Source organism: Bradyrhizobium sp., assembly GCF_035309285.1.
Classification (GTDB): Bacteria; Pseudomonadota; Alphaproteobacteria; order Rhizobiales; family Xanthobacteraceae; genus Bradyrhizobium.
In genome coordinates this window covers 25787-46708 of record NZ_DATGFH010000172.1, presented here as the reverse complement: position 1 = coordinate 46708, position 20922 = coordinate 25787, and the positions used below count along the sequence as shown (strand labels likewise).

The following is a 20922-nucleotide window of genomic DNA, read 5'->3' as shown; positions in this document are numbered from 1 at the left end:
CGAATCGGCTCACCGCGAGTCCGGTCCACCTCTCCCCGGCGGGGAGAAGTCGGATTGCGAAGCAATCCGGGTGAGGCCGCGGCTCTATCGATAGATCGTAACCCCTCACCCGATTTGCTGCGCAAATCGACCTCTCCCAAAGGGAGAGGTGAACCTCCGACGCCGCGCCAGTTCAAACCCAAATTCATCAAGCTAGGCCTCACGCCAATGGCCCGCCGGTGACGGGCAAGGTCTGCCCCGTGATCCACGACGCGTGGTCGGAGGCGAGAAACGTCACGGCATTGGCGATGTCCTCAGGCCGGCCCATGCGCCGCATCGCGATGGTGTTGACGAAATTGTCGCGGAAGGCGGCCGGCCAGTCCTTCCACTGCCGCTCGTAGTCGGGGCTGGTCGCCATGAAGCCGGGCGCGACCGAGTTGACGGTGATGCCGAACGGCCCGAGCTCCTGCGCAAGCTGCTTGATGAGCCCGATCTGCCCATGCTTGGCGGCGGCATAGCTCTGGATGCCGGTGAGACTCGTGGCAAGCCCCGCGCGGCTGGAAATGGTGACAATGCGCCCCTTGCCTTTCGCCTTCATGGCGGGAGCGACGGCTTTCGCTAACAGAAAGGCGCCCTTGAGGTTGACGTCGACGATCGCATCGAAATCCGCACCGCTCACGTCTTCGAGCGGCCGCGGTTTCTGCCCGCGCACGCCGCCGGCGACATAGACCAGGATATCGGCGCCGCCTGCCGCGCGCACGACCTCGCCGATGGATTTTTCATCTGTCACGTCGACTTTTGTCGCGATGATCTCGCCGCCGCCCTCGACTGGCCCAGCAAACGGCGTGAGCGCATCGACCAGGAGATCGCAGGCGATGACGCGTGCGCCGTCAGCGGCAAGCGAGCGCGCGATGGTCTGACCGATGCCGCGCGCGGCTCCCGCCACGATGGCAGTGCGTCCGTCGAACCGAATGAGCATTGGGTTTGCCAGATTAGAGGCGAATGGCGAACAGTGAGTGGCGAATAGGGAAATCTATTCGCCACTCGCCTATGCCAATTTTGCTCCTGCCGTTTCCTTCAGGCTCCAGATCACCAGGAGCGAGATCACCGCCGACGGCAGCAGATAGAGATAGGTCGGCGCCAGCGGCGAGCCCGTGACCTGGATCAGCCAGGTCGCGATGAACGGCGCGAAGCCGCCGAAGATCGCGACCGCGAGCGCGTAGCCGCTCGACATCCAGGTCGAGCGCAGATGCGTCGGGAAGATCTCCGAGATCGCCGCCGGTCCCGCGCCCGAATAGAGCGCAAGCAGGATGCCGAACAGGATCTGGATTGGCAGCACCAGCGCAAGCCCCGTTCCGCCCGCCATCAGCGAGAACAGCGGATAGGAGAGGAGGCCGATGAGAATCGCGCTCGCCATCAGGATCGGCCGGCGGCCGACCTTGTCCGACAGCGCGCCCCAGCAGGGCACCGCGATCACCATCGCGATCAGGCCGATGGTGTTCGACCACAGCGCCTGCGACGCCGACAATCCCGCAAAGCGCTGGGTGAAGCTTGGCATCCAGGCGAGCAGGGTGTAGTAGGCGATGGTCCAGAAGATGGTGAAGCCGAAGGCGAGCGCGCCGAGCGGCAAGCCGGCGACAACAGGCTGATCGGCGACGGCCTCGCGACTTGCTTCATACGACGGCGTCTCGCCGACGCTCTGGCGCATATAGGCGCCGACCGCGAGCAGCAGCACACTGAGCAGGAACGGCACGCGCCAGCCCCAGTCGAGCATCGCGTCGGACGAGAGCGCCGACGTCATGATCGCGGCCACGGCCGAGCCGAGCAGCGTGCCGCCCGCGGTCGAGACCTGCTGGAAGCTGCCGAAGAAACCGCGGCGGTCCTGCGGCGCCCATTCGATCATGAAAGCGGTCGAGGTGCCCCATTCGCCGCCGGCGGCGAGCCCCTGCACGAGCCGCAGGATCACGAGCAGGATCGGCGCCCAGACGCCGATCGAGTCATAGGACGGCAGCAGGCCGAGCCCCACCGTGCCGAGCGCCATCAGGAAGATGGTGAGCACCAGCGCGGTCTTTCGCCCCTTGGTGTCGCCGAGCCGGCCGATCACGATGCCGCCGAGCGGTCGCGCCAGAAAGCCGACGCCAAAGGCCGCAAACGACGCGAGCAGCGAGGCGGTCGGATCGGAACCCGGGAAGAATTTGGCGGCGATGGCCGATGCGAGATAGGCATAGACGCCGAAATCGTACCACTCGAGCAGGTTGCCGATCGCCGCGGCCCACAGCGCCTTGTGCGACATCGCCGCTGGACGGGCCCCCGGCGTCGCCAGAACAGAAGCTTCCGCCATTGGATCCACCCCCGTCATCCGTTTTTATTGCGACAACATTCCACATGACAATCGGAGCAGTGTCGAGGGCGACGGCCCGTGCTATTGCGGCGCTATGGTGATGGCTGGCAGGACGCCGCGGCATGGCTGTTGTTGCAGCGAGCTGCGTCCCTTCTCCCCTTGCGGGAGAAGGTGGCGCGAAGCGCCGGATGAGGGGTTGTATCCGCGAGCTCGATAGGAGCTTGCCGGTCTCCCTCTCCCACAAAGAGAGAGGTAGACCTCTTATGCCGCGCGCTGGCCCAGACCCCACTTCATCACCCTCCAAGCCTGGCCACCGGCCACGACCCGTCCGCCGGATCAGCCCTTGCGCAAAGCAGCATGGAAGGGTATTTCACGGTCCTCGCGCTTGCTCCCTTCGTCTAGCGGTTAGGACGCGGCCCTCTCAAGGCTGAAACAGGGGTTCGATTCCCCTAGGGAGCGCCAGCAAACTCAGGCACTTAGGTTGCCATCAGCCGCGGTCGTTGAATAATGGTTGAATAAGACGCTGGTGAACAGCGGCGAACGCTTGGGGAATTTGCTGCCGACATGAGCAGAGTAGCCTCGGAGCGATGCCTCACTGTGGCTGGCGCATTCGCGAAAAATTTCCTCGTCGCCCTTGGTGTCCGGAAATATTCAAAGCGCCGCTGACGTGCGCTGTCGTACGCTAGCGCCCTCGGATGTTCGCATTGACGTTGCTCGTCGCACAATCAACTCTCGTCCTGTCGAGCTTTGTGCGAATTGGAGGGCCACGTGAGATACAATCGACGAGAGAAATCTTTCGGACAACAGTCACAAGTCAGTCTATCCGTTCCGAAAGCCGCAGAACCGAGCACGATGCCATTCGCCCAGCGGCTCACCTGCACGATTGACGATGCATGCGAAGTGACCGGCTTGGGACGCACGAAGCTTTACGAGTTGATAGGGGCTGGGCGTATCGTCACGACAACGATCGGACGTCGGCGACTAGTAGTGGTGCGCTCACTTCTGGCGCTCCTTGACACCAACATGTCGAACTGATGGACGTGCGACTTAAGGGAGAAAATTCACTTTCAACGCGCTTTTCGTCAGGCACCCATTTTGATGACACGACCGTACTCCCTTAGCCGGTCGAACTCGTCCGCCCACGACCGCATCATCCGCACGGCGCTCCTGCCAGAATTCGGCGGCATGGGTATAGGCGCCACGGACTTCATTCGCCTCCTTCGACGCTGCACGTTCGGACCCTTCTCGCCCTGGCCGAAGGTCGCGGACTTCGTGATGCATGCCGGCGGATACGAGGCGCGCATGATTTCGCGGCGTTTTTTACAACTAGCATCCCGAAGGTTGAGCTAGCCGAAGTCACTGAAAAAAAGACCGGTTGTTTGGCCCGGTGAGGAAAAAACGGCCCAGTTTTCCGGTTGGGAGGACCGGCCTTCTGAGTTACGATGAACGCGGGGGGAAGGATGGACGTCACCGCCGACTGGTTTTGGGAGGGCAATGTCGTCGAGACGATTGCCCGGTTTCTCGCAGACGACGACTGGACCATCGTCGCCAAGGCCGACACCCATTCCAAGGAGCGCGGCGTCGATATCTATGCCACCCGCGGCCGCCGGACCCTGCTAGTCGAGGCCAAGGGCTATCCCGCAAAGACCTACCGGGATCCGCGTCGTGCAGGCGAAGTCAAGCCGACCAATCCAACCAATCAAGCGCAGCAATGGTACGCGCACGCCCTGCTTAAGGTGATGCGTCTGCAAACCAAACACCCGGACGCCGTCGTCGCTCTCGGGTTTCCTGATTTCCCGCGCTACCGTGCATTGTTCGAGGAAACTCGTGGCGGCTTGATCAAGCTTGGGGTCGCAATGCTGACGGTACGCGCGGACAAGAGCGTAGAGATGTGGGGTTTGAATGGCCAAGATTGAGGACCACAAGTACACGGTCGAAGAGGCGTTTCGGGAATGCTTTTATGTCGTTCCGGACTATCAGCGTGAGTACGTCTGGACCGAGAAGGAGGTCCAGCAGCTCTTGCAGGACATCGACGAGGAGTTTGATGTCGGCGATCGGCGCGAGTATTTCATCGGCACTGTCCTTGTCTCGCCGACGGCACAGAAAGGTCATTTCGAGGTCATCGACGGCCAGCAACGTCTGACGACGTTCTTTTTGCTGTTGTGCGCCTTGCGGCAGCGTTTCCAAGGCCAGCCGCAGTATCCGCTGTTTACCGGCCTTCTCTCGACGAGCTACACCGACAGCGGCGGCAATCTGAAGACCAGCCTCAAGCTGGAGCCCCGCTACGAGCATGCCGGCGAACTGATGAGCCGTATCGTCGCAGCCGATGCTGATGCGCAGACGACCAGGGCCAAGGTCGCCGCAGCCGGAATCCCGAAATTCGGCTCGCTCGATAAGCTGCTCGGCGCCTATTCGACGATCCACGCGTTCTTCGATGCCAACTACAAAGATCTAGACGCGCTACGAAAATACTGGGGCTATCTCGCCAACAACGTGGTTTTCATCCAGATTTCGACGGATGTCAGCAGCGCGCTCAAGATATTCGAGACCATCAACGAGCGCGGCGTCGGCCTCAATTCGATGGACCTGCTCAAGAACCTGCTGTTCACGCAAGTGAAGCCGGACGAGTTCACGCGCCTTAAGGACGAGTGGAAGAAAATCACAGGGCCATTGGAGCGCAACAAGGAAAAGCCGCTGCGCTTCCTGCGCTATTTCATCATGGCGAATTACAAGGTGAAGAACGAGCGCAGGGACGGTGTGGTGCGCGAGGACGAGATTTACGACTGGCTGATCGCCAAAGACAATGCGGAGCTGTGCGGCTACCGCAGCGATTCCTTCGGCTTTGTCCGCAAGATCATCCGCAGTGTCGAGCACTACATTGGCTTCACGGACGGCCGTGGCAATGACGGCGCGTCCAGCGTCGCCATGGATACGCTCCAGCAGCTTTGCGGCGCCGCATTCAGTTTGCATTATGTGTTGCTCCTTGCCGCTGCGAACTTTCCCAAAGCGCTGTTCGATCACTTCGTGCGGCAGCTCGAAAGCTTCCTGTTCTACTACATCTTCACCAAGACGCCGACGAAGGATCTGGAGCGCAACTTCTCGCTCTGGGCCGACGAGCTGCGGGAGATCGCGGAAATCGCCGACGCGAAAGCGCAAAAGGCCAAACTAAACGAATTCGTGGCGGAGCGGCTGCACAAGAATATGATCGGCAAGGATGCGGAGCTTGGCGACACGCTCAAGCGCTACACGCTCGGATCGATGCAGCAATACCGCACCCGGTATCTGTTGGCCAAGCTCGCGCAGCATGTCGAAATGGCGTTCAAGGGCATGAGGGAGCCCGGTGGCCTCGGCGAATTCACCGCGCTCGAAATCGAACACATTCTTCCGGATACTCCGGAAGCCGATCTCCGTCAGTCCTTCACCGCCGCCAATCCGGGAAAGAGTTATGACGACTACAAAGTGCGGCTCGGGAATGTGACGCTTCTCGAAAAGCCGATCAACATCGTCGCGAGCAACGGGTTCTTCGAGAAGAAGAAGCCGGAGTACGGCAAATCTGGAAATTATCTGACGCGAAGCATCGTCGCCTTGAATGCAGTCGGGAAGAATTCGTCGATCACACGCATCAACGAAAAGCTGCGGGCCTTTGAGAACTGGTCGGCGCTCGACATCGAACAGCGGCAGGATATGCTGATCGCCCTCGGTAAAGACGTGTGGCGTACTTCGCCGATCGATATGACCTGAGCGTAGCGCTATGGCGAAGAACCCGGGGAAAGGACGGTGCGTTCACTGCCTTAAGGAAGGGGTGGAGCGCAATTGGGATCACGTGCTTCCAAAGTCTTGGTATCCCGACACGACGCCCGCGGACATGGAGAAGTGGCGGATTCCATCCTGCATCGCGTGTAACGACCGCTACGGAAAGCTGGAACGCGATTTGATAGGCCGGTTGGGGCTGACGCTTGACGCAAAGAACCCAGCTTCCGCCGGACTTGCCGAGAAGGCATTGCGCGCCATCAACCCCGACGCCGCTACGAGCGAAGGTGACGCTACCGCGCGCGACGCCCGCGCAAAGAAGATTCTGGGCGAGATGTACAAAGGAGAGGCGCTCAAAGAAAAGAACGTGGTGCCAGGCCTCGGAGAGCGTTGGGATCGTCCGCTTGAGGAGCAGCTCGGAATCAGCATCCCGGAGGAAAGCCTGCCGGCGATGACTGAGAAGATCGTGCGCGGCATAACATTCCGCGAAGATGGCGCCTTCATCGAATCCGGCCAGAAGATCCAATCCTTCCTGGTTAACGACGAGGATGTCAAAGACGTAAAGGAGATGCTCGATAGGGCTGGCAAGGTGTTCAAGAGAGAACCCGGCCTTGTCGTTCGAAGGGCGCGGTCTGAAGGCGGCGACCTGTACGAAATCACATTCTGGAATCAGTTGAGGATGTACGCGACCGTCGCCACACCGAAGGCGGCGCCGGCTCTATGTCCGCGCCAGCGCCGCGCACTCAGGCGGGCGCGGCTTAACGCGTGGCTGCAACAACGCGCGGCAAGGCAGGGCCGGCCAAAAGCCATTGCGCGGAGGCGAGCCCGAAAACGAGCCCGGCGGAAGCTGACCGTTGGATGATTGGGGTTCAGGGGATCATATTGAAAAATGGACGTTTTTTGGCGAAATTTGCGTGTGGCGTTCAGAGGTTAGGCTATAGTCTAAAGTAATTGATAGGAAATTAGGCTATGGTATGATAAATTGATACCTACATTAGGCTATGGCCTAATTTATGACAGAGAACATTAGGCTGCGCTATGAAACCAGAAGCCCGCAAACGCGCCCGCGAGCGCCTTGATGAGCGTTTGGCCCCCTTGAAGCCAAGCGAACGCTTCCGCGCGCCTCCCAAGGGGTGGGTGCGCGCCATCCGTGATGCGCTTGGCATGAGCGGCGTGCAATACGCCCGCCGCCTGCGTGTCCGGCCGCCAAGCGTCGCGGCCCTCGAAGCATCGGAAGAGAACGGGACGATCCAGCTCAAGACCCTGCGCCGCGCCGCCGAAGCACTCGATTGCACCCTCGTCTATGCGCTCGTGCCGAATGACTCGCTCGAAGGCGCGGTACGCGTGCGCGCGCGCAAAATCGCCTTGCGTGATTTAGGCCGCGTTGCGCATACGATGAAACTCGAAGCGCAAGAAACGCCCGACGGCGCTACCGACGAACGTCTCGAAGCGTATATCCGCGACAGGGTGAAGGAGCGGGATCTCTGGGATGAGCCATGACGGATCTGTTTCAAGAGCCAGATGACGCAACGCCGCTTGATCCGGCGCTGCGCGGCGATTTGATTCAGACATGGATCACGACCCGTGCCGATCTGAACGAGGCCGAAGAGGAAAACATCGCGAGCGGTGCCGCGTGGGCGCGCCGCCGCCGCGGTGGCACGGACGCGCTGCTCAATGAAAACTTCTCGAAATCCCTGCACAAGCAAATGTTCGGCGACGTTTGGAAATGGGCGGGGACGTACCGCCAGACCGAACTCAATATCGGCATCGCGCCGCATCTGATCGCGGCCGAGATGCCGGTCATGTTCGACAACGTTCGATTTTGGGTGGCGAATAAAACCTACTCGGCCGATGAAATCGCGGTGCGTTTGCATCACCGCCTTACGCAAATCCACGGCTTCCCCAATGGCAACGGCCGCCACGCGCGGATGATGGCGGACCTGTTGATCGAGAAGCTTGGCGGCGAGCCGTTCACGTGGGGCAGCGGCAGCATTCACGACACGGGCACGCTGCGCACCACTTACATCAACGCCCTGAGGGCCGCCGACAATCACGACTTCGGGCCGCTGCTTGCCTTCGCAAGAGCGTAATCGCGATGAGGGCTTTGCAGATCGGAATATTTGCGTAGTCAGGCTACGCAAAAACGCAGATCGTTAAACCGCCGGTAAGTGGCCGAACGCGTAAGGCGAGAAAGGCAGCCGGACGCACTCAACATCGTCAAGATTGAGGGCCGATCCTGAGGCGACCTCCACCCCACCAGCGCCGTGCAGCCGGCGCAGGAGTTCCGAGACGGCGAGGCCGGCGGCGATCAAGCCGACGAACGGTACGCCGACCGTGCGCGACGCGAGCTGGGCGAGACCGCAGATATCCAGTCCGGATTTCTTTAACGCGCTGTATGCAGGCATCGCGGAGACATCGAGCGCGCTTCCAGCCTCTTCGCGGCGCCAGATTTGGTCGGGACGCCGTGATGACGGAAAGGTATGGAGCGAAAAATTTCGAAAGCCGCCGGGACCGGCGCCAAGCCCGGCTTCCACCACCAGTTCGAATTTCGCGCTGCCAAGATCGGCGCGTGTCGGCGCGTTATCGACGCCGCAGAAGGCGACCGCCGGATCGTCCGGACCGCGCAATGTCCATGGTCCGAAGCGGCGCTCTTCAAGCGCGGTGTTGAACCCCGCCGCCTCCAGCCAGCTTGCGACGGCGCGGGTTTTCTTCGCTCCAACCAAAGGCAGGGATGACAGCAAGGAGGTGCTGTCGTTCGAGTCCGCGAGCAGGTCGTAGTCCTGAAGCGTAAGCTCGACCTTGCTGCGATCGGCATAGGGCAAGCAGGCCAGCAGCCATGCGAAGGCCTGTCCGAGATTGCCAAGGCCGATCAGCCACAGAGAAGCGGGAAGGTAGGTGAGCGCGGGTTCGCTCGCATCTTGCCCGAGCCAGTCGGCGCCTGGATTCCAGAGCGAGAGGCCTGCGGTGCGCCGCCCAGCCATGGGATGATCGTTCGCGTGCCAGGCGAACAGCTCGGCGGCGGCGGCGGCGGCGGCCATGACCGCGGCGAGCGGGTTCACCGCATCGTCGGACAGGCGGCGCGTGTCATGCCGCGGCACGACACCGCCCCGCCATCCCTGCCAGGTGAGCTGCCAGGCGGTGACGCTCGCCAGTGGCGACACTGTACCGATCTGCGCGATCGGCCAAAGCGGATTGCCGGTTGTGGCGAGCGTGCCGCCCAGCGCCAGCACGGCGTTTGCGAGGCGGCGCGCGCGCGCGAGTGGAACGAGCAGGGGTGCATCCGGCACACCGAGCACTTCGACGCCGCCGAGCAAGGTCCGGCGCGCAAGGTTGACCAAAGTGAGAAGCGCGACTTGGTGCGCGATCGAAGTGGCGAGCTCAGGGCCGACGCGGATCGACGCGCCGAAGCCGCGCAGAATCCTCATAGCATCGTCGTGCGTCGCCGCGCGGCCGCTGTCCATGAAATACTTGGCCGTCCGGTGCAGGCGCGTGTGATCGATAAGAGCGGTCATGGGATCAACTCCAAAATCCGGTGTAAACGAATTGGGCGCAGCAGCGGTGACTGCGCTCGGCCCAGCGGTGCTCGCCCTGGTACTCGTAGATGCAAAGATCCTCGTAGCGGACCGGCGGCGCGGCGAAACCGGGCACGATGATGGCGATGTGGCCAAGCTGTGCGACCATTGGGTTAGTGCGGTCAGCCTCGCTCTGGAAGGCCGCGCCCGGATGCGTATGGATGTCCGCGACGACGGCGAGTTTGCGCGCGCGGCACATCGCCCAAAGCTTGGCGAAGGCGTTGGCATGGAGAATGCACACACCGCTCGCGTATGCGGCCGGATCGAGATCGTCATAATAGACGACATCAACGGCAGCGCGGCGGCTGTCATGGTCATGTCCGAGCAGGAACGCGCCGGATTCGTGCCGCTGCCGTGTGCGCCGGTGCAGCTCGGACATGGTGCGCGCCCATAGCGGTGCCGGACAGCTCAAGCGGTGCTCAGACGCCGCGAATGCCCGAATAATCGTCTTGATTGAGGAAATCATAAAGCTGCTCCAGGTAGCAAAGGATGCCCCGTTGCGGCTGCCACAGCCGGTTCGGGTGTTTGTGAATCCAGTCGCCGTGCCCTTCGATCGACATGCGATCGCATGGCAAATAAAGGCATTGGCCGCCTTTCCATTCCGGCCGGAAGACCGACGGAATGAGGGACCGGCCCGCCGGCCAGTGCGGCGCGGGCAGGGCCTGACGCGCGGCGAAATCCCACGGCTGCGCCGTTGCCGGCGTGTGGCGGTAGCCGCGGCACTCGAAGCGGAACCCGAATTCGTCGGGCGCGTGCGGGCGCTTCGCCGCGGCAACCGCGATGGTCGTGTGCGGCCATGCGGTTTCGATGTGACGCCACTTGCCCTCGATCTCGCCGCGCCGGAATTCCGGTGCGGCGAGATCCACTGCGAGGAGCAACTGGTCGGGAGGCACGACCAAGGTCATCGGCTTTAGCCCTCGATGCGCTTTTCCGGAACGAGGTCGAAGCAGACATCGCAGCTCCGGCCATTGACCAGCTCCGCGAGCGCGGCGTCGGTCGGCGGCTGGATGGTGTTGTTGCAGAGCTGCAGCACGTGCTCGCCGGCATCCGTGGGATTGAGCTTGAGCTCGCGCACGGCCCACTGCTTGACAGTGCGCACGCGGGTGCCGGGTGCGAAGGCGCGGTCGATGGTGCGGTGCATGTAGTGGACCGTGACCTTGATCTTCTTGCAGTGGGTCACGTGGACGCGCGAGCCGTGCTTGAGGCCCTCGACGGTGGCCTTGGCCTCGTGCGGCACGGGGTTGTCCGCCTCATCGACGAAGGCTTCGAACTCCTTGTCGAAATCGATACCGTGCTTTTTTAAGACCTCGTGCAGGTCGCGCACCGTCGCCGGGATCGCGATCTCGGCCTCGGTGACGCCGGGCTTGCCCTCGGCTTGGATGAAGATGATCGTCTTGCTCATCGCATATTCCCTTTGGTATGCGGCCCTTGATTGGGCCCCTAAGGAGAAAGCGACGGCAGGCGGAATTTTCAGGAAGTGGTCTAGGAGACGCCTTGGACGAAATCGCAGATGAAGTAGCACTGGCAATTCGGGCAGCGCCGCGCATCCTCCGGCGCGGGCGCGAATGCGCCGCGTTCGATGTCGGTGATGGCGCCGGTGTATTCCTCCAGCAACTTGTCGTCCTTGTTAGGTGGAATCGGCACCGCTTCCCGGGTCGCGAGGTAATAGGCCTCGATCACGACACACCGCCCGGGGTAGCGCGCCGCAGCGCCACGGCGGAGCAGCGCATAGATGCGGTTGGCGGGATCCGACTTGGTCTTGCGCCCGGTGCGGATGCGCTGCACGTGCACTGTGCCGTCGGGAGCGATGACGACACGATCGGGCGTCACCGCGATTTGCTTGCCGCCGACATCCGCGATCCATTCGCCCTGGTCATAGCTGCCCGTCTCGGCGGCGATCACGTCCACCATCGACGTGATCATGGTTTCGGCGGAGGCCCGGTAGTAAGCCTCGAAGCCGTGCCCCTTCGGCCCGCGCACCGCCCATTCTTGGCCAAGCTGCGCGAGTGCGTCGGGAAGATCAGACGGCGTGCCGGCGGCGCGCTGCGTCTCAAGCCAGCCGATGGTGCGGAACACGCAGCGATGGAAGCGGACATAGGGGGAGTCGTCGCGAATGGCGCGCAACCCGTCCAAGGCCTCAAACTGATAGCGCTGCGGGCACTGGATATAGAGACTGAGTTCGCGCTCCTGATAAAGCGTGCGTACGCCGGGCGGTGCGAGGGCCCGCGCGGGCCGTCCCGGAAGCGGAGTGTCATTGCGCCGTGCTGCCGGCGCCAGCGCGTTGATAGGCGACAAGAACTTGGACGGGCTCGCGGACTGGCTCGCGCTATAGCGTTCGGCGCGGCTCAAGAACAGGAAGTCTCGCGCGCGCGAGAGCGCCACGAAGAACAAGCATTCTTCTTCCGCTTCATGATCGGCGGGGCGGATGGTGAGATGTGGCAAGCTCGGCGGCGGCGGGCAGCGCACCCCTTGCCGGTTCGCCGGCATGTACCGGGTCGCGAGTGCCGGCAAGTGAACCGCTCTGAACTCAAGCCCTTTGCTGCCGTGAACGGTAAGGACCCGGACGCCGTTGAGGTCGGATGCTTCTGAAGCCACGGCCCGGTACATGCGATCGTCATTCAGGGCTTCGATGCGGCGCACCCGCGCCAGCATGTGTTTGCGGGTGGAATCGCCATCAGCCGCCATTTCACCGCAGACCTTGAGGAGCTGATAAATGGCGACGAGCTGCTGCTGCGCCTTGGCGCCGTTGGCCGCCAGCCGCGGTTTGAGATAGTCGCTGCGCTCAAAAAGCCACGTCGTCAGGAGCGTCCAGGGCGAAGCGCCCGCTCCGAAGCCGTCGAGCTGGTTCGCAAGACGTGTTAATCCGGCGCTGCCCTGCGGCGTCAGATCCGGAATCTCGGGCAGCCGGCGCAGCGCGTCGAGGATACGCAGATTGTTGGCCTCGGCCCATTTGATGACGGCAAGCGCGTCGGATTTGGACGCGCCGTATTCCGGCAACTGTGCGACTCGAACCAAACCGATTCCGCCGGATTCGGCGTCGATTGAGATCAGGGCGAGCAGATCGCGGATTTCCTCGCGCTCGAACAGATCGCCGAGATAAAGAAGAGGCACGCCAAGTTGTTCGAGCGCGCCGGTGATGCGCGCGAGCGTGAGATGACTGCGCGCCAAGATGACCTGTTCGCTATAGGGGATGCCGTTGGCGCGCGCTTGCTCGATGTGGTCGCGGATCGCGGCCGCCTCGGCGGCGACCGAGGGCGCCACAATCTGACGGATCGCGCCGACGCTTCCGCGCTGAGCCGTCCAGCGTCCGCCGGGGGAAGCCTGCATGCTGGCGGCGAAGGTTTGGAACGCCTGCACCACAGGCGAGCCGGAGCGGTAGTTTATGCCGAGCGAGCGCCGTGCTCCGGAAAATTCGGTTACAAACCGCTGCACGTTGCTGGGCGCCGCGCCGCGGAAGCGGTAAATAGACTGCCGCTCATCGGCTACGACCCACACATCTGCCTGTGGCGCCGCGAGCGCCCGCAAGAGCCGCGCACTCGCCAGATTCACATCTTGGTATTCGTCAACGAGAATGTGCTCAAACCGCGCCTGGTACTCGGCGCGCAAGTCCGGGTTCTGCTCGAGCGCCTGCGCCGCGAGCAGAACCAGATCCCCAAAATCAACCGCATCGGCTTTCGCCAGTTCATCCTGATAAATCTCATAGATATCGGCGACCTCCAGCGCCTTGCCGGCGGCTTCGCGTTCCTCCTCGGTCACGGCTACGCTGAGCGCGGCCTCGGCGGCGGCGCGGTACGCCGCCGGTGTGATGAGTTCGTCCTTGCAACGCGAGATCGCCCGCAGGACGGGCACCAGCTCATAGGCGGGCTCGTAGAGGTTTTGAAAATAACGAAGCGGCAGGCGGATGAGGTTGGCTTCAAGCAGCGCAAGCGAACCCGCTTCATCCAAAATGCGCACGTTCATCGTGCGGCCGATGCGCTGATGATACTTGGTGATCAGCTCCAGCCCGAACGCGTGGAACGTGCCGACCCACATTTCGATGGCGGCGTCGGCGTTGCTGACGGACAGCCGCTCGCGCATTTCCTCGGCGGCCTTGTTGGAAAAGGTGAGGGCGAGAATCGAGGCGGGCGAGGAGCCGTTGTCCAGCAGGTGCTGGATGCGGTGAACAAGCGTTCTTGTTTTTCCTGTGCCCGGCCCAGCATCGACGAGCAGCGGCCCGCCGCGCCAGGTAGCGGCTTCAAGCTGGCCGGGATCCAGCGCGTAGCTCGGGCTGGGGCCAGCCGGGGCGGGGGCTTCCAGCGCCGGCAGGAGCAGGGCGCGGATCGCCTGATTCAGGACGAGGCCCGGCGGCACGCCGATGTCTTTGGCGATGACGGCGGGCTTGCGGCCATGCGCGAGCAGTTCTTCGCGTAGCCAATCGGCCGGGCAGAGAAACTCGCCCGCGAAAATGTCGGCTTGAACTTCCTTGCGCTCGCGCGGCGAATAGCCTTCCACGCGGCCCGCACCTGAATCGATCGGATCGCCGCCGAGACCAGGTGCGATTGCGGTCACTTCGTTGCGGGGATCGCGGTGGAGTTTGTAGTGACCGAGTTCATGCGCGGTCACCACCGCTTCGTTTTCCGGACTCTGGCCGCTCGCGACGTTGATTATCTTCGATGGGCGGTCGAGAAATCCATAAACACCTTTGCTCACGACCGTTCCCGGCGCGTAATGCGTGAGCTGAAGGTCTTCGTCCTCCAGCGCGGCCACGAGCAGGGCTTGCGCCTTACGGGCGCCCTTGGACTTCAGGAGGGCTTGGCGGTGACACTCGCGCGCCTTAAGCCGGATATCCCGCCAAGCGTCCATGCGTTAGCCCTCTCCAAGCCAATAGCGTTTTTCATCCTCCGACATAGAGCTGGCCTGAATGACCTCGGCATAGGATCGCGTATTGATGGTGGGCGCTTCATCCGCCTTGGCGTGGCCCAATCGCCGAGGCCCTGCCAGGAGATCGGATACCGCCCGCTCAAGCCAAGCTACACTCATGCCCAGCACGTCGCTAAGCGCATTCGCCAAACGCCGGCCCAACGGCAAGCGCATGCGGCCGGCATTCAGTTCGGCCAGAACCATGCGATCGATGTTGATGCAGCGCGCAAGCCGCGGAATATCGAAGCCGGCCGCCGACACGGCCTGGGGCCATGTCTTTTCAGAGACGTTCTGGACAGCGGCTTCCTGGCGCGCATTATGAAGCAGATTCAGGGCATGGCTACGCCCGCGCGCAAGCATGCTCTCGTCAGGCTCGGCGCCGGACTCGTCGGGCTCCGAAGCCCATTGCGCACGCAAGGCGGCATGCTCACGGATATCGTCGGCATACTGCGGATACCGGCGCGTCCATTCGGACACTTGCTCGGCGGTCGGGTTGTCGCAAGTCTGGTGGAATGCGAACAACACGTCGTCCCGTTCGTGATTTCTGTTTTGTTCAATCATGGGCGGCTCCTATCTCAATCTTGAGGAGAGCTTTGGTCTCGGCGATCCACTCTCCAGCGGTTTTAGCGCTGATTCCGAGCTGCTCCGCGATCGACGTCGTGCCGATCCCGGGACCAAGGGGACATCCGTCCATATGCAGGCGGAACGCCTCGCGCTTTCTCGGATCAGGAATTCTGTTCAGCAATTGTTGGACCTCGGCCGCCTGTTCGCTGCCTTCTTCGGGCGGCTCGATGGTTTCGACGATGGCCTCGCCGTCATCGGTGACGCCGGGCTGCGTCTTGAAGGGCTTGTTGCGGTAGGCGTATTTGCGCTCCGCGCGGATCGCGTCGGCAACGCGGAATTCGACGCAGGTCTTGAAGGTCTTGCAGAGTGCCTGTCCGTCCTTCGAGTCCGGCTTGAGCACCGCCACGATCAACTGGTGGTGCGCGCGCCAGATAATGTCCTCGCCTTCATTGCGGTGGTTCTTGCCCACCAGCCGCTTGATGCGGCGCAACAGCTCGTCCGAGATATGGGTGATCAGGGCGGCAAGGAGCCGTTGATCGCCATTCGGGCCGATGTGCTGTATCGTGGCCACGACGTCTCCAGGCCGCAAGCGGCGAAGGCTGTTGCCGGCGGCGACGCGCCGCCAACCTTCCAGGTCGGATGGCGAGGGCGGTTCCTCGGGCGTCTTGGCACCTGTCTTCATGTTTTTAACCTCGCGATCCGAAAAGGGCGGCCCTACCTAGGAAGCGACGACACATCCAAAATTCGGGAAGCGGGGGTCCGAATATTTCTTCAAATGTGGATTTGTGGTCCGATAAGTCGTTGAAACAAAAGAAAAAACCTAAGAGTGATAACATAAATTGCGGGAACTATCCTGGCTTCAGGCGGCCTCCGACTGCGGCGGCGGCGGGCTCGCGGCCGCCGGTAGCGTAGCGCCGCTAATCGGGACGCCCAAGGCCTTTCGTGCAACCTCAAGCAGATGCTCGTGATGCGTGAAGAACAGAACTTGTGTCTTCTTCGCCAGTTCGCCCAGCACGCGGAAGCCCGCCGTAGCGCGCTTGTCGTCGAAGTTGATGAACAGATCGTCCGCGATGAACGGCATGGGCGCGGCGTGGTCGAGATAGTCCTCGACCGCGGCGATGCGCAGCGCGAGGTAGAGTTGGTCCGCCGTGCCGGAACTCATTCCGGCGACCGCCACCCGGCGGCCATCGTCGCGGATCCCGGCGAGCTGCACGTTGTCGTGGTCGTCGAATTCAAGCTGAAGCGTTTTGAACGATCCGCAGGTGAGCATGGCGAACAATTCGGCCGCACGCTTGAGCAGCGGCGCCTGCTTTTCGCGCCGGTAGCGGTCGATCGCCCATTGCAGCAACACGACAGCCGAGCGCAACCGGACGTATTGTTCGGCGATCTCGGTCATCTCGGCAAGGGCCGCTTGGCGATCCGCCGCGTCCCTCGCCGCCTTGTCGTCGCCCCCGATAGCCTCGAAGGCCTGGCGCGCGGCGTTGCGGGTTTCGCGTGCCTCCATCAGGCCGTTGCGCAATTCTTGCACCTCGTCGTTGATCGTCTGCTCCTTCGCGGCGGTGACGTCGAGGTCGATGCCAGCGCACTCGGCGGCCAAGTCTGCGACTGAAAGGCCATCCCCGTCCTGCATCAACGACTTGGTGAAGCGATCCAATTCTCCAGTCAGCGCACGCATCTCATCCGAACGCCTGATTGCGGTGCGCAGGTCGTCGATGGATGAAACCGAAGCCATCCGCTGCAAGCGCGCGATGATGTCGTGGGCTTCGGCGCTCGATGCGCGGCATTCCTCGATCTTCTTCTGCACGCCCTCGATGCCTGTCTCTTTGGCGGCTTTGAGATCGCGAACACGCGCGGCTTCGGCTGCGAGACCGTCGAGATTCAAGACGGCTTCCTCGGCATCGGCGTCGTGCAGATGCGGCGCGATGGCTTGCGCCAGTGCGGCCACGTCGGCCTCGAATGCCGTCGTATCTCTTTCGATCTTTTCGATCCGCTCGTGCCTTAGGTCATTGATGCGGAGCGCCGCCTCGCGCATATCGTCGATGGCAATGATTTGCGCTTCCGCGGTCTCGGGCGCCGCGGTAAGCGGGAATTGCAATGCCTTGAGCGCCGCCGTCCAGTCAGCCGTCCACGCTTTCCATTCGCTCTCTGCTTTTTCGAGATCCTTGCGCTTGCGCGTCAAGGCGCCTGCCGCCCTGTGATGCGCGGCATCAAGATCGCGCCGGGCTTTGGCGGCGGCTTCATGCGTGCGCTCCACCGAAGCGGCGGCCTCCACGACCAGAAGAAGCGGCTGACCGGCCAGCGCCCCTGTAGAGACCCCCAGCGCGTCAAGTTCGGCCAGCACGAGCCGCTTGGCGTCGGCTTCACGCTGCTGACAGGCGCCCGTATGCCGCTCGGCTGCACCGCGTCCCGCAATCAGATCCAGAATGTCGAAGCGTGCGCGCAGCCACTCGATCATTGCGTCGGGGATCTCGGGCGCGACGAAGACGCCAGCCCACAGTTTGGCCCAGGCAACATCGAGCGCCGTGCGCTCTTCCTCCAGTGCCTTTTCTTCAAGGCCCAAGGACTCCAGCAAATCGTTCTGTTCGCTGATCTGCCGCCCGATCACGGCAAGCTGCGCGGCTGCGCCGGCATGCTCGAAGCGCCGATCGGCCGCCGTATCCGTGACCTGGATCGCGGTCTCGAAATCTTCCACCAGCGCACCCGACGGAGAAAAGTCTGCCATCTCATCTTCAGGGACCGAGGCACCCTCAAGATGGCGCCGCCGGATAATCGACCAGCCCGCGTCGCGCCGGCCGCGCAAGCGCTCAAGTTCATCGGCCGCGACAAGCTGTTCGTCGGCGATGAGGCGCTCGTGGGCTTTGTGATGCCGGGCGCGTTCTTGCTGTGCGTGGCGGATACGTTCGCGGCATGTCTGCTGCCGCTGTTCGAGGCCGCGGCAAGCATCGCGGTGGGCCTCAACGGCCGCGAGCGGCGGAACGGGCATGGATTCAAGCTCGCCAGAATCCACGACAGCCGGACGCAAGGTTTTCAGCGCGCGTTCGATCGCTGCCTGCGCCTCCTGCTCGGCGCGCTTGGAATTGGCGATCTGGCCGGTCAGGTCGCCAAGTTCGCGGACAGCCTTGATCGCCGCTGCGAGTTTGGAAACATCGGTCAGCACGCCGAGCGCCTCGATATCGGCCTCGATCTCGGCAAGTTTCTCCTGCGCTTCGGTGGCGGCGCCTTTTGCGTTCTCAACTGCAGCGGATTGCGCGCCACGCCGATTGAGCAAGCCGCGCAGGGCGGCCACTTTGGCTTTAGCGGGAATCCGCGCGATCAGCTGCTCGACATCGCCGCTCCATTCAAGTTCAGCGGCGAGCCGAAGAAGCGTGGCCTCGGCTGCCGCAAGTTCGGCGCGGCGCTTGGGAAGATCAGCTTTGCCGGCCCGGACCTGGATGCGGCGATCACGAAGCTGCGCGATGTCTTCGGCGCGCGCGAGCAAGCCATCATCGAAGTTGAGCGCTGCCCGTTCAACCTCAAGGGCCGCGATCTGCTCGCTCAACGCGGCGACGCGCGCGGTTGCCGCGGCTTCATCGGCCGCCGCCCTCTCCAGGATATTGGCGGCATCGGCATCGAACGCGATCACGGGCCCAAGCGCCTCGATGGCGCTTTGCGTCTCTGCGCGCTTTCGCACGTCGCGGCAAACGCGGCGAATGCGGTTGAGCCTGCGCAACTCAGCCGATTTGATCTCGATTTCCTGCTCGATGGCGGTGTGAGCATCGTTCGATGTCTCGAAGGCGCTCTTGACCAACTGCCACTTGCTCGTGGTCACGACATTTTCGCGCAAGCCGGCTTCGGCGGCCTTCAGGCGTTCTTCCGCCTGGAAATACTTGCGGTGCGCCGCGCGGCGCGCGGCCCAAAGCGCATCGGCTTCAGCCTCCATGGTCTTAAGCGTCTCGCGCAAGCCCGTGATGCCGGCGCTTGCCGAAAACAGCATTTGGCCGACATCGTCTTGCGCTTGCAAGATGTCCTTGCCGCCCTGTTGCAGGCGCGGATGATCGAGGCTGAACATCCGCGTGTAGAAGCGGCGATCCGCGCCCGCGAGAAATGGGGCGAGTGCCCCCTCGCCCGACGGGAGCGGCATGTCGTCATCACCTAGCAGCGTGTCTTTGTTGCCTTTGCGGCGGCGCACTTTGAGCGTCTCGGCGCCCTTCTCCAGGAGCGCTCCCACCCGCATGGCGTTGTACTCGTGCAGGAAGTTGCGCGGTGAATTTGCCGGAATGCCGAAGAGCAAATCTTCGACACCGCCCATGGTCGTGGACTTGCCTGCCTCATTCTCGCCGAGCAGCATCTGGAAGTCCGGCTTGCCAGCCGGAAGATCGATAACGGCGTTCGTGAAATGCCCGTATTTGAGAAGATCAAGCTGTCGGATGCGCATCGGATTATACCTTCTCTGCTGCGAGGCGTGCGTTGAGATACGCGCCGGCATGCGTGATGACGCCCGCGATGTTGGCATCAATGGCGGCCTTCAATGCGGGGTCGCTCGACTCTGCCCGGATATCGTGGGGCAGCTTGCGGGTAAGGTCGCCAAGCTCTGCCGCGAGCCGTGCCTGAAGGTCAGCATCGCCCCCCGCGCCCTGGATCATCCGCTGCAAATCGCCCAGAGCGTCTTTGCGGGAGGCTGAGGCGTCGGGGTTTGCGGTCGCGATAACGAGGCGCTCGATCCAAGCCGTCTCTTCGCCCAAGCTCAGAGCGGCGGCCCGAGCCTCTGCAAGGAGGCGATCCGTCGATGCGAGCAACTCGCCGTGCAGCTTGGTCTGCCCGGTCAGCTCAATCCTGCACGCCAAAAGACGGCCCTGCGCGTCGCGCGCCACGGCGTCCTCGATCGCCGCGCGCACACGATCGATGGCGTCGGCCGATGCGTTGCAAGAGCCCACGGGTACCGGCAAATGGATCCAGCGCACGCAATCCACGTGAAGCGGCGAGATCGCCTCGACTTGGCCGTCCTCGACGGCGACAAGCGAAGCGCCTTTCGGGCCGCATTCCCGGATGTGCCGGCCTTGCAGATTCCCGCAGAAGACGACATGCGGCCGCTCGTTGAGAACGGCGGCCTGATGCACATGCGCGAGCGCCCAATAGTCGTAGCCCTTGTTGATCAAATCTTCGATGGCGCAGGGCGCATAATTCGCGTGTCCCTGCATCCCGCCCAAGCCGGTGTGCAGGACGCCGATATTGAAACAGCCCGCGGTCGGCGCCGGATAAGCCGTGACCAAATTGTCCGTCACGTCTCGCTGCCGGAAGCTCTGGCCGTGGAGGGCGACGCCGAGATGCTGCAGCCGGAACGTCTCGGGCTTGCGCGCCGAAAACACGCTCACATTGGCCGGCAAGCTCAGACGGCGCGTGATCTGGCTTTCCGCGTCGTGATTGCCATAGAGTAGGAAGACCGGAATGCCGGCCTGGGCCAACCGGCCCATCTGCTTCACGAAGAAAAGGCCGGTTTGATAGTCGCGCCAATCGCCGTCATAGAGGTCACCGGCGATAACGATGAAATCGACCTGCTCCTCGATTGCCTGGCTGACGAGATTGTCGAGCGCAAAACGCGTTGCTGTGCGGATCCGTTCGGCTGCCGCGCCTTGCTGTCCGGAAAGTCCCTTCAACGGGCTGTCGAGATGGATGTCGCCGGTGTGGATAAAGCGAAATGACTGCAAAACAACGTCTCCCCAAATCGAACAGTGTGTGGTCATCGGGGCGGCAGCGGTTTCGCTCTCCCGGCCCGTCCCTAGTAACCTGAGCGAAAGCACCCAGCGTTTTCTGGAAGCGCGCGCCGAAAATCTTTGCCAG

The 20922-nt window shown here is 62.7% G+C and carries 17 protein-coding genes, 1 tRNA gene and 1 pseudogene; 7 read left to right on the top strand and 12 right to left on the bottom strand.

Features of this window, described 5'->3' with window-relative positions; genetic code table 11:
• Positions 1–199: 199 nt before the first annotated feature.
• Together VKR55_RS31480 and VKR55_RS31475 are read right to left on the bottom strand one after the other, a co-directional pair.
• Positions 200–958, bottom strand: coding sequence for an SDR family NAD(P)-dependent oxidoreductase (locus VKR55_RS31480; RefSeq protein ID WP_324409298.1), 759 nt, complete (start codon positions 956–958; stop codon positions 200–202).
• Positions 959–1027: 69 nt separating this feature from the next.
• Entirely contained in the window at positions 1028–2320 is a 1293-nt protein-coding gene (locus VKR55_RS31475) for an MFS transporter (RefSeq protein WP_324409297.1), read from the bottom strand.
• A 387-nt stretch (positions 2321–2707) separates the two neighbouring features.
• Between VKR55_RS31475 and VKR55_RS31470 the strand changes: the two genes are divergently transcribed.
• From VKR55_RS31470 to VKR55_RS31445, 7 genes are all read left to right on the top strand, one after another.
• A tRNA-Glu gene (locus VKR55_RS31470) sits at positions 2708–2782 on the top strand.
• Between the two features lie 390 nt (positions 2783–3172).
• Positions 3173–3355 carry a helix-turn-helix domain-containing protein gene (locus VKR55_RS33155; protein WP_044590027.1) on the top strand — a complete coding sequence of 61 codons (183 nt, stop codon included), beginning with the start codon at positions 3173–3175 and terminating at the stop codon, positions 3353–3355.
• 425 nt (positions 3356–3780) lie between these two features.
• Positions 3781–4236, top strand: coding sequence for a hypothetical protein (locus VKR55_RS31465; RefSeq protein WP_324409296.1), 456 nt, complete (start codon positions 3781–3783; stop codon positions 4234–4236).
• On the top strand, positions 4223–6061 hold the full coding sequence (locus VKR55_RS31460) for a DUF262 domain-containing protein (RefSeq protein WP_324409295.1): 1839 nt from the start codon (positions 4223–4225) through the stop codon (positions 6059–6061). Before VKR55_RS31465 ends, VKR55_RS31460 begins: the two co-directional genes overlap by 14 nt.
• Positions 6062–6185: 124 nt before the next feature.
• Complete coding sequence (locus VKR55_RS31455; RefSeq protein ID WP_324409294.1) at positions 6186–6932, top strand: hypothetical protein; 747 nt, start codon at positions 6186–6188, stop codon at positions 6930–6932.
• Between the two features lie 176 nt (positions 6933–7108).
• Positions 7109–7570, top strand: a complete 462-nt coding sequence (locus VKR55_RS31450; RefSeq protein ID WP_324409293.1) for a mobile mystery protein A — start codon at positions 7109–7111, stop codon at positions 7568–7570.
• On the top strand, positions 7567–8160 hold the full coding sequence (locus VKR55_RS31445) for a mobile mystery protein B (RefSeq protein ID WP_324409292.1): 594 nt from the start codon (positions 7567–7569) through the stop codon (positions 8158–8160). Before VKR55_RS31450 ends, VKR55_RS31445 begins: the two co-directional genes overlap by 4 nt.
• A gap of 63 nt (positions 8161–8223) precedes the next feature.
• Here the strand turns inward: VKR55_RS31445 and VKR55_RS31440 are convergent, their stop codons facing one another.
• From VKR55_RS31440 to VKR55_RS31395, 10 genes and pseudogenes are all read right to left on the bottom strand, one after another.
• The gene (locus VKR55_RS31440; protein ID WP_324409291.1) at positions 8224–9582 is read right to left on the bottom strand and encodes a hypothetical protein; all 1359 of its coding nucleotides are present in this window, start codon (positions 9580–9582) and stop codon (positions 8224–8226) included.
• Between the two features lie 4 nt (positions 9583–9586).
• Positions 9587–10021: a Mov34/MPN/PAD-1 family protein gene (locus tag VKR55_RS31435; RefSeq protein WP_324409290.1), complete on the bottom strand. Its 435-nt coding sequence runs from the start codon at positions 10019–10021 to the stop codon at positions 9587–9589.
• Between the two features lie 40 nt (positions 10022–10061).
• Positions 10062–10547 carry a DUF7665 family protein gene (locus VKR55_RS31430; protein ID WP_324409289.1) on the bottom strand — a complete coding sequence of 162 codons (486 nt, stop codon included), beginning with the start codon at positions 10545–10547 and terminating at the stop codon, positions 10062–10064.
• Positions 10548–10552: 5 nt separating this feature from the next.
• Positions 10553–11044: a hypothetical protein gene (locus VKR55_RS31425; protein ID WP_324409288.1), complete on the bottom strand. Its 492-nt coding sequence runs from the start codon at positions 11042–11044 to the stop codon at positions 10553–10555.
• A gap of 80 nt (positions 11045–11124) precedes the next feature.
• The gene (locus tag VKR55_RS31420) at positions 11125–14484 is read right to left on the bottom strand and encodes a UvrD-helicase domain-containing protein (RefSeq protein WP_324409287.1); all 3360 of its coding nucleotides are present in this window, start codon (positions 14482–14484) and stop codon (positions 11125–11127) included.
• Between the two features lie 3 nt (positions 14485–14487).
• Positions 14488–15102 (bottom strand): hypothetical protein, encoded by a 615-nt coding sequence (locus tag VKR55_RS31415; RefSeq protein ID WP_324409286.1) that lies wholly within the window; start codon positions 15100–15102, stop codon positions 14488–14490.
• Positions 15095–15787 carry an RNA polymerase sigma factor gene (locus VKR55_RS31410; RefSeq protein ID WP_324409285.1) on the bottom strand — a complete coding sequence of 231 codons (693 nt, stop codon included), beginning with the start codon at positions 15785–15787 and terminating at the stop codon, positions 15095–15097. Before VKR55_RS31410 ends, VKR55_RS31415 begins: the two co-directional genes overlap by 8 nt.
• Positions 15788–15964: 177 nt before the next feature.
• Positions 15965–18391 (bottom strand): hypothetical protein, encoded by a 2427-nt coding sequence (locus tag VKR55_RS31405; protein ID WP_324409284.1) that lies wholly within the window; start codon positions 18389–18391, stop codon positions 15965–15967.
• A gap of 564 nt (positions 18392–18955) precedes the next feature.
• Positions 18956–19519: pseudogene (locus tag VKR55_RS33150) on the bottom strand (ATP-binding protein); the annotation flags it as partial.
• Between the two features lie 4 nt (positions 19520–19523).
• Complete coding sequence (locus VKR55_RS31395; protein ID WP_324409282.1) at positions 19524–20882, bottom strand: metallophosphoesterase family protein; 1359 nt, start codon at positions 20880–20882, stop codon at positions 19524–19526.
• Positions 20883–20922 lie beyond the last annotated feature (40 nt).